General features: G+C 66.3%; 10 protein-coding genes and 1 tRNA gene. 9 read left to right on the top strand and 2 right to left on the bottom strand.

All coding sequences use genetic code 11. The features are described 5' to 3' along the window. Positions 1 to 33 precede the first annotated feature (33 nt). The 6 genes from EJB06_RS22765 (at position 34) to EJB06_RS22790 (ending at position 8,915) form a co-directional block, all read left to right on the top strand. Entirely contained in the window at positions 34 to 3,888 is a 3,855-nt protein-coding gene (locus EJB06_RS22765; protein ID WP_126076313.1) for a PAS domain S-box protein, read from the top strand. A gap of 119 nt (positions 3,889 to 4,007) precedes the next feature. Further along, the gene (locus EJB06_RS22770) at positions 4,008 to 4,490 is read left to right on the top strand and encodes a response regulator (RefSeq protein ID WP_126076314.1); all 483 of its coding nucleotides are present in this window, start codon (positions 4,008 to 4,010) and stop codon (positions 4,488 to 4,490) included. A gap of 189 nt (positions 4,491 to 4,679) precedes the next feature. Then, positions 4,680 to 5,006, top strand: coding sequence for a thioredoxin TrxA (trxA, locus tag EJB06_RS22775; RefSeq protein WP_126076315.1), 327 nt, complete (start codon positions 4,680 to 4,682; stop codon positions 5,004 to 5,006). Positions 5,007 to 5,152: 146 nt separating this feature from the next. After that, positions 5,153 to 6,415, top strand: a complete 1,263-nt coding sequence (rho, locus tag EJB06_RS22780) for a transcription termination factor Rho (protein ID WP_054268339.1) — start codon at positions 5,153 to 5,155, stop codon at positions 6,413 to 6,415. Between the two features lie 417 nt (positions 6,416 to 6,832). After that, positions 6,833 to 7,102: a type B 50S ribosomal protein L31 gene (locus EJB06_RS22785; RefSeq protein WP_054268338.1), complete on the top strand. Its 270-nt coding sequence runs from the start codon at positions 6,833 to 6,835 to the stop codon at positions 7,100 to 7,102. Between the two features lie 91 nt (positions 7,103 to 7,193). Then, on the top strand, positions 7,194 to 8,915 hold the full coding sequence (locus EJB06_RS22790) for an ArnT family glycosyltransferase (RefSeq protein WP_126076316.1): 1,722 nt from the start codon (positions 7,194 to 7,196) through the stop codon (positions 8,913 to 8,915). A 21-nt stretch (positions 8,916 to 8,936) separates the two neighbouring features. Here EJB06_RS22790 and EJB06_RS22795 read toward each other — a convergent pair whose 3' ends face one another. After that, positions 8,937 to 9,827 (bottom strand): LysR family transcriptional regulator, encoded by an 891-nt coding sequence (locus tag EJB06_RS22795; RefSeq protein ID WP_126076317.1) that lies wholly within the window; start codon positions 9,825 to 9,827, stop codon positions 8,937 to 8,939. Between the two features lie 108 nt (positions 9,828 to 9,935). Here EJB06_RS22795 and EJB06_RS22800 point away from each other — a divergent pair, with 108 nt between their 5' ends. After that, positions 9,936 to 10,679, top strand: a complete 744-nt coding sequence (locus EJB06_RS22800; protein ID WP_126076318.1) for an SDR family oxidoreductase — start codon at positions 9,936 to 9,938, stop codon at positions 10,677 to 10,679. A gap of 14 nt (positions 10,680 to 10,693) precedes the next feature. On the opposite strand, the gene EJB06_RS22805 is transcribed toward EJB06_RS22800, so the two are convergent. Next, complete coding sequence (locus EJB06_RS22805) at positions 10,694 to 11,758, bottom strand: DUF418 domain-containing protein (protein ID WP_164558002.1); 1,065 nt, start codon at positions 11,756 to 11,758, stop codon at positions 10,694 to 10,696. Positions 11,759 to 11,990: 232 nt separating this feature from the next. Here EJB06_RS22805 and EJB06_RS22810 point away from each other — a divergent pair. After that, positions 11,991 to 12,077, top strand: a tRNA-Leu gene (locus tag EJB06_RS22810). Between the two features lie 379 nt (positions 12,078 to 12,456). Further along, positions 12,457 to 13,575 carry a PEP-CTERM sorting domain-containing protein gene (locus EJB06_RS22815; protein WP_164558003.1) on the top strand — a complete coding sequence of 373 codons (1,119 nt, stop codon included), beginning with the start codon at positions 12,457 to 12,459 and terminating at the stop codon, positions 13,573 to 13,575. Positions 13,576 to 13,670 lie beyond the last annotated feature (95 nt).

Consider the following 13,670-nt stretch of genomic DNA (forward strand, 5'->3'; position numbering starts at 1 on the left):
AGCTTCGCCCACATCTCTCCAGATGGCCCCGCCATGCCCGTTCCGACTTCGTTCACCCGCCACCGCGCCGCGCTGCGCCGCTGGCGTGCGTGCGCGCTGCTGGCGGCCGCGCTGTGCGCAGGCGAGGCGCTGGCGCTCGACAAGGTGGTGGTGCAGCTGAAATGGCAGCACCAGTTCCAGTTCGCCGGCTATTACGCGGCCCAGGAACAGGGGTTTTACCGCGAGGCGGGGCTGGATGTGACCTTGCGCGAGGCCGAGCGCGGCGACGACGCGGTGTCGGCGGTGACCTCGGGGGCGGCCGAATACGGGGTGGCCAATACCAACCTGCTGGTGGCGCGCGGGCGCGGCAAGCCGGTGGTGGTGCTGGCGTCGGTGTTCCAGCATTCGCCGGCGGTGCTGCTGGTGCGCGCCGATGCCGGCGGCCAGCCGCAGTTGCCGGCCACCGGCACGGTGATGATTTCGCCGAACAGCGTGGAGCTGCTGGTGTTCATGAAGAAGTACGGCGCGCCGCTGTCCGGCTATGCCCAGGTGCGCCACAGCTATAACGTGGGCGACCTGGCCAGCGGCCGGGTGGCGGCCATGTCGGCCTTCAGCACCGACCAGCCCTATCTGCTGGAACGCGATCGCACCCGCTTCGCCACGCTGACGCCGCGCGCGGCCGGCATCGATTTTTACGGCGACCTGCTGTTTACCAGCGAGACCGAATTGCGCGAACATCCGGCGCGCGCCGCCGCCATGCGCGCGGCCACCCTGCGCGGCTGGCGCCACGCGCTGGCGCACCAGGCCGAGATGGTGGACCTGATCCGCGCGCGCTATCCGCATCGCCTCAGCCGCGAGCACCTGCTGTACGAGGCGCGCGGGATCGTGCCGCTGATCGAGGCCGACATGCTCGAACCCGGCTACAGCAATCCGGAGCGCTGGCGCGCCATCGCGGCGGCCTACGCCGGCCTGGGCCTGCTGCCTGCCGGTTTTTCGCTCGACGGCTTCCTGTACCGCGAGGCGCAGCCCGACGGGCGCGCGGCCTGGCTGCCGGCGCTGGCGGGCATCGGCGTGCTGGCGCTGCTGCTGTTGGCGGCGGCGGCCTGGATGCGCGCGCGCCGCCTGGGCGCGGCCCTGGCGACGGAACGCGCCCTGCTGGCCGAGACGCGCGCGCAGCTGGCCGCCAGCGAAAACCTGCTGCGCTTTACGCTCGACGGCTCGGGCCATGGCACCTGGGAGTGGATCCAGCCGAGCGGCGAGCTGATTTTGTCGGCGCGCTTCAAGGAGCTGCTCGGTTATGCGGCGGACGAATTCCTTGTCGATTTCAACGCCTGGCTGCTGCATGTGCACCCGGAGGACGTGGCGCGCCTGAAGGCCGACCTGTCGGCCTGCCTGAAGTCGCCCGCGGCCGGCAACAATGTGCTGGCGTGCGAGTTCCGCATGCGCTGCAAGGATGGCCGCTGGAAGTGGATGCTGGGACGCGGCATCGTGATCGAGCGCGATGCGAAGGCGCACGCGCTGCGGGTGTCGGGCACCATGGCCGATATCGGCGACCGCAAGCAGGCCGAGGAGGCGCGCGTGCGCGCGGTGCTGGAAGCCTCGCCCGAGGCCATGCTGATCCTCGACGCCGACGGCCGCATCCGCTACGCCAACCACCTGTGCGCCAGCAGTTTCGGGTATGCGCTGGAGGCGCTGGTCGGCATGCCGGCCGAGCAGCTGGCGCCGGGCGTGCGCGAGCCGGGCGCGCCGAACCGGGTGCTCACGGCGCGCCGGCGCGACGCCAGCCAGTTCCCCGCTGAAGTAAACCGCACGCCGATGCAGTCGCAGGGCCACACCCTGACCATCGTGTCGCTGCGCGACATCAGCGAGCGCCAGCGCGCCGAGCAGGCGCTCAAGGCGCTGGCGGCGCGCCTGCACGAGATCTTGCAGATGATGCCGATCGGCCTGTACATCAAGGATGCCGATGGCCGCGTGACGCTCATGAACGGCGCCTGCGAGAGCCAGTTCGGCCTGACCCTGGCGCAGCTGGGCGGCGACGCGCAGGGCGGCGGCACCCTGAGCGAACGCGAACGCGCGGCGTTCGCCGGCTGCGCGATGCAGGACGAGGTGGAGCGGGTGTACAACGCGCGCCTGGGGCGCGAGCTGCACGTGCGCACCATCCGCAAGCCGGTGTGCAACGAGCAGGGGCAGAACGACTACCTGATCGCGATGATGGTCGACATCAGCGCCAGCATCGGCACCGAGCAGCAGCTGCGCGAGTTGAACGAGCACCTGGAAGAGCGCGTGCAGCAGCGCACCGCGCAGCTGGACCAGGCCAAGAAGGTGGCCGAGGAGGCCAGCATGGCCAAGGGCCAGTTCCTGGCCAATATGAGCCACGAAATCCGCACGCCGATGAACGGCGTGATCGGGATGGCTTACCTGGCGCTCAAGACCGACCTCAATCCGCGCCAGCGCGACTACATCGAAAAGATCCGCTTCGCCGGCGAGCACCTGCTGGGCATCATCGACGACATCCTGGATTTTTCCAAGATCGAGGCGGGCAAGCTGGAAGTGGAGATGGTGGCCTTTACGCTCGACCATGTGATCCAGACCCTGTCGACGGTGGTCGCGCCCAAGGCGGCCAGCAAGGACCTGGCGCTGGTGTTCGAGCTCGATCCGGCGCTGCCGCAGGCGCTGCAGGGCGATCCGCTGCGCCTGGGCCAGGTGCTGATCAACTACACCCACAATGCGATCAAGTTTTCCGACAGCGGCAGCATCACGATCCGGATCGACAATATCGACGACCGCGCCGACGATTGCCTGCTGCGCTTCCAGGTGCGCGACAACGGCATCGGCCTGAGCGAAGAGCAGACGGCCAAGCTGTTCCAGTCGTTCCAGCAGGCCGACACCTCGACCACGCGCGAGTACGGCGGCACCGGCCTGGGCCTGGCGATCTGCAAGCAGCTGGCGCAGCTGATGGGGGGCGAGGTCGGCGTCGAGAGCCATCCGGGCAGCGGCAGCTGCTTCTGGTTCACCGCGCGCCTGGGCAAGCTCGATCCGGCCGGCGCCGGCGCGCACGAGGGCGCGCCGGCGCCGCAGGCCGCCGCGCGCGCGCCCGGCCAGGAGGCGCTGCTGCGCGGCTCACGCATCCTGCTGGTCGAGGACAATACCTTCAACCAGCAGATCGCCCTCGAAATGCTGGAGGAAGCCGGCTGCGTGGTGTGCCTGGCGCAGAACGGCCTGGAAGCGCTCGACCTGCTGGCCAAGGCCAGCTTCGACGTGGTGCTGATGGATGTGCAGATGCCGGTCATGGACGGCTTGCAGGCCACGCGCCTGATCCGGCTCGACCCGCGCCTGGCCGGCCTGCGCGTGCTGGCCATGACGGCCACCGCCACCAGCGAGGACCGGGCGCGCTGCATGGAGGCGGGCATGGACGATTTCATCAGCAAGCCGATCCAGCCGGCGCTGCTGTGCGCGGCGGTGGCGCGGGCCATGCCGGCGCGCGCGCCGGCCGCCCAGGCGCCCCAGGCCCTGCCGGCCCAGCCGGGCTTTCGCACGGTGGCCGGCGACCCGGAGGTGATCGACCTGACGGTGCTGGCCAAGCTGCTCAGCTACAACCAGGACAAGGTGCGCAAGTTCGCCTTCAAGTTCCTGCAGACGACCCAGGATGGGTTCGAGGAGATGGAAACGGCGCTGGCGGCCGGCGACATCGCGCGCGTGCGCGAGCTGGGCCACCGCATCAAGTCGTCGGCGCGCACGGTGGGCGCGATGGGCATGGGCGAACTGTGCCTGCGCCTGGAAAACCTGGCGCACGGCAGTCCGGCCAGCGAACGGGCCGAGGCCAAAGCACTGATCGCCCAGCTGTGGCCGCTGCTGGCGCGCATCACCGAGCAAATCATGCAGAACACCACATTTGCCAGCGACGCTTAAAAAATACGCGCGCACGGCTGCCGTTCGGGGGCGACTTCCCTGATAATAGCGGCGCACACGCCGCAAAATGCCCTGCGGCGCGATGCCCATAACGAGAATAACAGCCGCTAAAGACAACCATGGACGAGCTTGCCAAACAGGCCCCGCCGCCACGCATCCGCGTGCTGCTGCTGGACGACGATCATTTCATGCTGGAATTGCTGACCGATATGCTGGCCGATCTCGGCGGCGCCACGGACGGCGCCCCCGCCTTCGAGGTGCGCACCGAGTCCGACGCGCGGCGCGCCCTGGCCGGGCTGGCGGCCGAGGCGCCGGCGCTGCTGATCTGCGACCTGTCGATGCCGGACATGGATGGCATCGAGTTCATGCAGGCAGCCGCCGCGGCCGGTTTCGGCGGCGGCGTGATGCTGCTCTCGGGCATGGACAGCGGGGTGCGCAAGGCGGCCGAACGGCTGGCGCGGGCGCATGGCCTGAACGTGCTGGGCGCCTTCAAGAAGCCGATCAGCCCGCGCGAACTGCAGGCCGCGCTGGCCCCGCTGCTGGCCCCGGACGGACCCGGGCACGAGAATTTGTACAATCTCTCTCCCCTTTCGGGAAAATAGGTTATTATTTCGGCTAAATCCCCGCCTGACACCCTCTGCCGCCCTTCCCTATATTGAATTTGCGCACACCGTCACCACCATAGTGTTGCAAGATAAAAAAGGAACTGGCTGGTGATAGCGATGGTCCCCGAAGCAGGGTCGGCTTATCCTCCAGGCGTTATTGACCCCCTACCTCATTTAGAGGAAAACATGAGCGAAAATATTAAATACATTAGCGATGCATCTTTCGAAGCGGACGTCCTCAAGTCGGACCGTCCGGTGCTGGTCGATTTCTGGGCCGAATGGTGCGGTCCATGCAAGCAAATCGCTCCGATCCTCGAAGAGATCAGCCAGGAATACGACGGCAAGGTCGTCATCGCCAAGATGGACGTCGACGCCAACCAGCAGGTTCCCGCCAAATTCGCCATCCGCGGCATTCCAACCCTGGTTCTGTTCAAGAACGGTGTTGAAGCGGCCCGCATGGTCGGCAACAATGGCAAGGGCAAGCTGACCGCTTTCCTGGACAGCAATATCTGAATAAGTAAGTACAACGTGACGTCGGCGCGCCCGCGCCGCCGTCTTGTCCGGCCGGGAAGCGCGCCGGCCTCGACCGACTTCTTCCCGGATGATTAACCCACGCAGTTCCCTCCCCTACCTTTACTTCCCGTCACGGGACTCAACTCATGCACTTATCTGAACTGAAGGCCATGCATGTCTCCGCACTATTGGAGATGGCGATTGGCCTCGATATCGACAACGCAGCCCGCCTGCGCAAACAGGAACTGATGTTCGCCATTCTCAAGAAGCGCGCGAAATCGGGCGAACAGATTTTTGGCGACGGCGCTCTCGAAGTGCTGCCGGACGGCTTCGGCTTCCTGCGCTCGCCCGACGCCAGCTACATGGCGTCCACCGACGATATCTATATCTCGCCTTCGCAGATCCGCCGATTCAACCTGCATACGGGCGATTCGATCGAAGGCGAAGTGCGCACCCCGAAGGACGGCGAGCGTTATTTCGCGCTGGTCAAGGTCGACAAGGTCAATGGCGAATCTCCGGAAGCGAGCAAGCACCGCATTCTGTTCGAGAACCTGACCCCGCTGCACCCGAACGAGCCGCTGCGCCTCGAGCGCGAAATGAACGGCCAGGAAAACATCACCGGCCGCATCATCGACCTGATCGCCCCGATCGGCAAGGGCCAGCGCGGCTTGCTGGTGGCTTCGCCGAAGTCGGGCAAGTCGGTGATTCTGCAGCACATCGCGCATGCGATCACCGCCAACCATCCGGACTGCACCCTGATCGTGCTGCTGATCGACGAACGTCCTGAAGAAGTGACCGAAATGCAGCGCTCGGTGCGCGGCGAAGTGGTCGCCTCGACCTTCGACGAGCCGGCGACGCGCCACGTGCAAGTGGCCGAGATGGTGCTCGAAAAGGCCAAGCGCCTGGTCGAAATGAAAAAAGACGTGATCATCCTGCTGGACTCGATCACCCGCCTGGCGCGCGCCTACAATACCGTGATCCCGGCCTCGGGCAAGGTCCTGACCGGCGGCGTGGACGCCAACGCGCTGCAGCGTCCGAAGCGTTTCTTCGGTGCGGCCCGGAATATCGAAGAAGGCGGCTCGCTGACCATCATCGCCACCGCCCTGATCGAAACCGGTTCGCGCATGGATGACGTGATCTACGAGGAATTCAAGGGCACCGGCAACATGGAAGTCCACCTCGAGCGCCGCCTGGCCGAGAAGCGCGTCTACCCTGCGATCAACCTGAACAAATCGGGCACGCGCCGCGAAGAGTTGCTGATCAAGGCCGACCAGCTGCAGAAGATCTGGATCCTGCGCAAGCTGCTGTACTCGATGGACGAGATCGAAGCGATGGAGTTCATCCTCGACAAGATGAAGGCCACGAAGAACAACAATGAGTTCTTCGACATGATGCGCCGCGGCGGGTAAGCCCGTTCGACGCATCGACAGGAGGACAGCCGCGGCTGTCCTTTTTTATCAAGCCAACACCGGGGTCAGACCCCGGTTTTTCCCTTGGGGGTCTGACCCCGGTGTTGGCTTGGGGGTCTGACCCCGGTGTTGGCTTGGTGTTGGCTTGGGGTCAGACCCCGGTTTTTCCCTTGGGGGTCTGACCCCGGTGTTGGCTTGGTGTTGGCTCACACACCGGGGTCAGACCCCTAACAGAAAAACCGGGGTCTGACCCCTCCCCCCTAACAGAAAAACCGGGGTCTGACCCCTCCCAGGCTAAAACCGATGTATAATCGCCGGTTGCAGTATTTAACCCCTGGCAAGTGAGCGGCAATCGGGTCACGAGGCAAGACGACCGACGAAGTGCAGTTTGGCTACCAAACTAACCGAGGCAAGACCATGCGTAAAGATATCCATCCAGAATACCGCGACGTTGTTTTCCACGACCTGTCGTGCGATTTCAAATTCGTTACCCGTTCGACCATCCAGACCCGCGAAAAAATCACCCACGAAGGCGCAGAATACCCTCTGGTGAAGATCGAGGTCTCGGCTGAATCGCACCCGTTCTACACCGGCAAGCACAAAATCGTCGACACCGCCGGCCGCGTCGAGAAGTTCCGTCAGAAATTTGGCGCCGTCGGCTCCAAAACCGCAGTTGCAAACGGCTAAGTTTTTGCCTTGCACTCCTAAAAAGCAGCCCCGGCTGCTTTTTTTTCGTTGATACTACGTCTTTTCGCCACGCCCGATGCCCCCGTTATCGATGAAACCCGTCCGTCTTTCCGCCGCCGCCACCCTGGCCCTGCCGCGCTGGGCCCTGTTCGCGCTGGGCCTGCTGTACATCCTGCCCGGCCTGATCGGGCGTGCCGACTGGAAGGATGACGCCGGCAGTTTCGGCATCATGTGGACCATGGCGCACGGCGCATGGGCCGACTGGCTGCTGCCCAATATCGCCGGCATGCGCGTGCCCGACGACGGCCCGCTGGCCTTCTGGTTCGGCGCCCTGTGCATACGCCTGTTCGGCTGGCTGATGGGCGACATGATGGCGGCGCGCATGTCGACCATCGCCATCTTCGTGGCCGCCACCGCCTCGGTCTGGTGGACCGCCTTCCACCTGGGACGGCGCCAGGATGCGCAGCCGCTGCGCCTGGCCTTCGGCGGCCAGCCCGAGCCGGACGATTACGGCCGCACCCTGGCCGACACCGCCGCCCTGATCTACCTCGGCTGCCTGGGTTTGCTGATGTTCAGCCACGAAACCCTGGCCGTCACCCTGCAGGGCGGCCTGGTCGCTTACTTCCTGTACCGCGCGGTGCGCTACGTGGAAGCGCAGACGCTGCGCAATGCGGTGCTGATCGGCCTGTCGCTGGGGGCGCTGGTGCTCACGCGCGGCCTCCTGACCCCGCTCACCCTGCTGCTGGCCCTGTTCGCGTGCACGCGCTTCCTGTCGGTGCCGGTCGCGCCGGTCCTGCGCCACCTGGGCCTGGCCGTGCTGACGGCGCTGGCCATCTCCCTGATCTGGGTGCTGCCGGCCGTGCTGATGCAGCCGTACGGGCTCAATCCGGTCGCCGGCTGGCTGGCCTGGACCGCGAACCAGATCGGCTTGCCGAGCTGGATTTCGATCAAGACGTTCTTCCGGGTCGGCATCTGGTTCTTCTGGCCGGCCTGGCCGTTCGCCGGCTGGGCCATTTACGCCTGGCGCCGCCAGGACCACCTGCTGCACATCGTGCTGCCGCTGTTTTTCGTCGGCGCGCTGACCCTGCTGATCCTGTGCGATCCGCTGCCGGAAAACGGCGACCTGCTCAAGCTGCTGCCGCCGCTGGCCATCATGGCCGCGTTCGGGCTGCCGACCATGAAGCGCGGCGCCATCAACGCCATCGACTGGTTCTCGGTGATGGTGCTGACCATGCTGGGCGCGATCGTGTGGCTGTTCTGGATCGCCAAGCTGACCGGCTGGCCGGCGCAGCTGGCCAAGAACGCGCTCAAGCTGCTGCCGGGCTTCCGGCCGGAAGTCGAGGTATTGGCCTTCGTGGTGGCGCTGGGCGCGACCATCGGCTGGATCGCCCTGGTCCACTGGCGCATCTCGCGCCAGCCGGCCGTGCTGTGGCGCGCGGTGGTGCTGTCCTCGGGCGGCCTGATTCTGCTGTGGGTGCTGCTCATGACCCTGTTCCTGCCCGACTTCAATTACAGCAAGAGCTACGCGGTGGTGGCGCGCCAGATCGCCAGTTCGCTGCCGGAGGGCACGGGCTGCATCAATTCGAACGTGGGGGCGCCGCAGCGCGCCTCGCTGGCCTTCTACGGCAAGCTGCCGTTCGACCACATCGGCGCCGGCAAGTGCGACCTGATCCTGCTGCAGGACAGCGTGAAGGTGCACGACGAGCGCGAACTGGCCAAGCCGCCGCCGGGCGCCGAGTGGCGCCTGCTGTGGGAAGGCCGGCGCGCCGCCGACCGCGACGAGCGTTTCCGCCTGTACCAGCGCGCGCCCTGATTGCGGGCGCCGCCGGGCCGTTCAGGCGGCAGCGGCGAATACCTCGGCCAGCCATCCGGCAAAGGCGCGCACGCGCGGCGACAGGTGCCGGTTGTGCGGATACAGCACGCTGACCGGCATCGGGCGCGGCGCCATGTGCGGCAAGACCAGCTTGAGCGTCCCGTCGGCCAGGTGCTGCGCCACCCCATAGCGCGGCACCTGCACCAGCCCCAGGCCCGCCAGGCAGGCGCCCTTGTACATCTCCGCCCCCGTCACCGATACCTGCGCCGCCAGGCCGACCGCCTGCGCGCCGCCGTCCACGGTGAAGTCGAACGGGTAGGGCTTGCCGCTCACGGTGGACAGGAAATCGACCGCCTTGTGTGTGGCGAGGTCGGCCAGGGTGCGCGGCTCGCCGTGGCGCGCCAGATAGGCGGGACTGGCCACCGTGACCTGTTCCAGCAGGGCCACGCGGCGCGCGACCATGCTCGAATCCTGCAGCTCGCCCGCGCGCAGCACGCAATCGACGCCTTCGCGCACCAGGTCGACCAGGCGGTCGCCTTCGCCGACCTGCAGGGCGATGTCGGGGTAGCGCTGAAAAAAATCGGGCAGCGCGGGCAGCACGAAGTGGCGCGCCAGGGTGGGCTGCAGGTCGACCCGCAGCAGGCCGCCGGGCACGGCGCTGCGGAAGGCGCCTTCGGCTTCCTCCATGTCGGCCAGCAGCCGCAGGCAACGCTGGTAGTGCGCCGCGCCGTCGAGCGTGGGCGCGACCTGGCGCGTGGTGCGCTCCAGCAGGCGCGTGCCGAGGCGCGCTTCGAGGCGCTGCAGCGCATTGGTGACGGTCGCACGCGGCAGCTGCAGGTCGTCGGCGGCCGCCGTGAAACTGCGCCGCTCCAGGATGCGCACGAAGATCCGCATGTCGTCGAAACGGTCCATCTGCCCCTCATTGTTGTAGCCGGTCGAATAGTCATGCCAATCTTACCCTGATTATCCGGCGCAGCAAGGCGGGCATCATGCAACTACCTGACCACTACGGAGAACAGCATGAACAAGACAGAGCACACCAGAGTCGCGATCGTCACCGGCGCGTCGCGCGGCATCGGCGCGCAGATCGCCCGCCGCCTGGCCGGCGACGGCATTGCGCTCGCCCTCAACTATGTCAGCCAGGCCGGCGAGGCGGCGGCGCTGGTGGCGGCCCTGCGGGCGCAAGGCGCGCGCGCGCTCGCGGTGCAGGGCGATGTCTCGGTGGCGGCGGACGCGCGCCGCATTTTCGAGGAAACCGAGCAGGCTTTCGGGATGGCCGACATCCTGGTCAACAACGCCGGCATCATGACGCCGACGCCGCTCGCCGACGCCAGCGACGCCCAGTTCGAACGCCACTTCGCGGTCAATACCAGAGGCACCTTCAACATGCTGCGCGAAGCGGGACAGCGCCTGCGCCAGGGTGGCCGCATCATCAATTTTTCGACCACGGCGCTGGCGCTCGACATGCCCGGATACGCGCTCTACAACGGCAGCAAGGCGGCGGTGGAAGCCTTTACGCGCGTCTTCGCCAAGGAGTTGCGCGGACGCGGCATCACGGTCAACGCGGTCGCGCCGGGACCGGTGGCGACCGCATTGTTCCTGGACGGGAAGAGCGAGGAACTGGTGGCGCAGCTGGCCGCCATGGCGCCGCTCGGGCGCCTCGGCCAGCCGGACGATATCGCCAGGGTAGTCAGCTTCCTGGCCGGACCGGATGGCGGCTGGGTCAACGGCCAGGTGCTGCGCGCCAACGGCGGCGTGGCGTAGGCGTGCGCGCGCACTTAGCCGGTGCAGCGCCGCATCAGCCACTCGACCGGTCCCAGCGCGAAGCGCCGGCGCCACAGGTGCGCGCACACGATGGCGGCGGCCGAGAAGATCAGCGCACTGCCGACCGCGAAGGCGAGCGTGCGCCCGCCCAGAAGGCCCAAGGCGTCGAGCACGCCCATGCCGATGACGACGTGGGCGATGTAGAGCGTGAGCGCGAGCTGGCCGGTGTGCAGCAGCGGCGCCAGCGCCCGCGCACCGTCCCAGCGCTGGCCGATCCAGACGCAGGCCGCGATCACCGCCATGGCGTCGCCGGCGGCGGCGATCCAGTACAGCGGCAGCGGCGGCAGCGGGCCGGAGGACCACAGGTGCTGCCAGACGCCGCTGCCCGGCGCGGCAAACAGGGCGCCGATCGCCATCGCCGATTCGGCCGCGATGCCCGTCACCAGGCCGCCGATGAAGATCCGGTACAGCGCGGTCGGCGAGCGCATGTCGGCGCGGCCGGCCGCCATTCCCAGCAACAGGAAGCCGGCCCACGGGAACACCGGATGAAAGCCGTTGAAGAACAGGTTGCGCACGAAGCCGGCCGGGGTCCAGAAGCCGGCGTAGGCCAGGGTCTCCCAGTTCCAGCCGGCGCCGTAGTCGAGGATTGCGGCCAGCAGGACGAAGCCGGCCATCATGGCGACAGCGGCGGCGAGCAGGACGCCGCTGCGCCACGACAGCGCCAGCGCGCCGATGACCATGTAGGCGCCGTAGTAATGGAGGATGTCGGCCGGCCAGACCTGCAGGTACAGCAGGCCGGCGACGAACAGGAAGGCGGCGCGTTTCAGGATGCCCCTGCGCTCGGCGCGCAAGGCGGCCACGTCGCCCGATTCGCGCGCGCGCTTCGACAGCAGCGACAGGCCGATGCCGGCCAGGACCACGAACAGGGCCGAGGCACGGCCGTCGAGCGCGTCGAAGATCGCCAGCCACCATGGCGCGCCGGGCCCGCTCGCGTGCATGACGACTTTGAAATTGACGATCACCATGCCGATCACGGCAAGTGCCCGGGCCAGGTCGAAGCCGGCGATGCGTTGTTTCATGGTGGACCACATTGAAAAAAACGCAATGTAGCACGCGGCCTGGCGGGTAGGGGAAACGCCGTTTCGATCAGCAAGACTTATGCATCCCTCGTCTATTTTCCCGGACCCCGTTCAAGCAACCTGGTCCGGAACGATGCGACGCCGTCCGCAGCCGCAGCGCATGCCGGCCGCACCGCCAGCGCGCGAAAAATTTGCCGGAACCGGACAAATCAGCCATAATGCGGGTCGCGTTGCCGGGATGGCGGAATAGGTAGACGCACGGGACTCAAAATCCCGCGCTGGAGACAGCGTGCCGGTTCGATTCCGGCTCCCGGCACCAAAGAATTTGCTTCACGAAGTACAGCAAGACCCACCGACCCGCGATTCTCGCCTTGAGAACGCGGGTTTTTTGTTGCCCGCGTCCTGCGCGCACCTGCCGAGACATCGGCCGCGGACGGCGCGCTCTGGCGCCGCCCCCTTCCTTCCCTCCGCTACGGCCGCAGCACGGCGTTTCGCCTGGCCGACGGCCCGCCTGTGACGGCAAAAACATGTTTGACCGCAGATCAACCATTACTATTTGAAAACATTACTTACCTGTCGGAATTTTTTACATATTCACGGAAAGTTTTTTGCTGTTCTGATTAAAAACAAAGAGTTACGAAACTGGCACGTTCTATGCTCGTCAATACATCAAGAATAATCACATAGGGATGCCCAAAATGAACTCGCTCACACGTCGTTGCGTCGCCCTTGCGTTGCTGGGAATGGCCGGTATCGCTTCGAACGCGGCATTGGCAGGACCGCTGCCAATTTACTCCAGCACCTACCCCACGCCGAACTCGGCCTGCGCGACCTACGGCAACTTCGTGTCGTGTTCGACAGGCGTGCTGAACTACCTGTCCGGCAGCGGCGCCGGCGGCTTTACGGGCGACTATACCTTCAGCGCGGCCCAGGGCGCGCTGCACGATTCGATCGTGGTCGCCTCGAACGGCGGCGCCATCCTGGGCAACGGCGACGCGGCGCTGCCGTCGGAAGATGGCTTCAAGACCATCAACAGCGGCAAGAAGGATTACTTCTTCACGGGCGACCAGAACGATCCCACCAACAACGGCGCCTTGGCCAACGACACCGCCTTCAGCTGGGACATGGGCCTGTCGACACTGAACAGCAAGCTGACCTTCGACGGCGAGTACCACCAGATGATGATCGCCTTCGATTTCAATAACCCGCAGAACAGCACCGCCAGCCTGCCGATCTGGGCGCTGGTGACGATCCGCGATAGCGAGGGCAACCTGGCCAATCAGTACTTCGAGACGCAACAGCTCGACCTGTCCGATATCTTCAAGGATCCCTCGCTGTTCCAATCGACGAAGACCTTCAACGGCAGCGGCGTGACGACGCCGGGCTCGACCGACTTTGCGCTGACGGTCGGCGCCATCTGCGTGGTCAGCGACACGGTCTCCTACCCTTCCCCGAACGGCAGCAGCTGCCCCACGGGCGGCCAGCTGATCAACACAAACCAGGCATCGAATGCCGTCGAATTCATCAACTACATCCCCAGCCTCGACCTGAAAGGGCTCGAAGGCGCCGGCTACGACACCATGTCGGTGCAGGTGTGGATGGGGTGCTTCGGCACCGGCGGCAAAACCTCGGGTCCGACCCTGGCCGACGGCAACCCCGTGGGGCCGTGCGACACGGGCGGCTATGGCGATATCTTCCTGATCGCGGGCGCGGCGATTCCCGGCCGCAACGACGTGCCGGAACCGGGCATGCTGGCGCTGTTCGGGCTGTCGATGCTGGGACTGTACGCCGCGCGCCGGCGCCGCGCCGCGTGCTGAGTACCCGGTACCGGCAGTTCGCCCCGCATTCGCGCTTTATCGCCTCCTCCCCGCCGCATGTTCGCGCTGCCCCGACAGGCAGCGCGATTTCTTTT

Origin of the sequence: Massilia atriviolacea (assembly GCF_003953935.1) — a bacterium.
Classification (GTDB): domain Bacteria; phylum Pseudomonadota; class Gammaproteobacteria; order Burkholderiales; family Burkholderiaceae_D; genus Telluria_A; species Telluria_A atriviolacea.

Bases quoted from the DNA above. Each gene is read 5' to 3' on its own strand.
- rho (WP_054268339.1), top strand. From the start codon at position 5,153: ATGCACTTATCTGAACTGAAGGCCATGCATGTCTCCGCACTATTGGAG.
- trxA (WP_126076315.1), top strand. From the start codon at position 4,680: ATGAGCGAAAATATTAAATACATTAGCGATGCATCTTTCGAAGCGGAC.
- EJB06_RS22770 (WP_126076314.1), top strand. From the start codon at position 4,008: ATGGACGAGCTTGCCAAACAGGCCCCGCCGCCACGCATCCGCGTGCTG.
- EJB06_RS22795 (WP_126076317.1), bottom strand. From the start codon at position 9,827: ATGGACCGTTTCGACGACATGCGGATCTTCGTGCGCATCCTGGAGCGG.
- EJB06_RS22815 (WP_164558003.1), top strand. From the start codon at position 12,457: ATGAACTCGCTCACACGTCGTTGCGTCGCCCTTGCGTTGCTGGGAATG.
- EJB06_RS22790 (WP_126076316.1), top strand. From the start codon at position 7,194: ATGAAACCCGTCCGTCTTTCCGCCGCCGCCACCCTGGCCCTGCCGCGC.
- EJB06_RS22765 (WP_126076313.1), top strand. From the start codon at position 34: ATGCCCGTTCCGACTTCGTTCACCCGCCACCGCGCCGCGCTGCGCCGC.
- EJB06_RS22785 (WP_054268338.1), top strand. From the start codon at position 6,833: ATGCGTAAAGATATCCATCCAGAATACCGCGACGTTGTTTTCCACGAC.
- EJB06_RS22805 (WP_164558002.1), bottom strand. From the start codon at position 11,758: ATGAAACAACGCATCGCCGGCTTCGACCTGGCCCGGGCACTTGCCGTG.
- EJB06_RS22800 (WP_126076318.1), top strand. From the start codon at position 9,936: ATGAACAAGACAGAGCACACCAGAGTCGCGATCGTCACCGGCGCGTCG.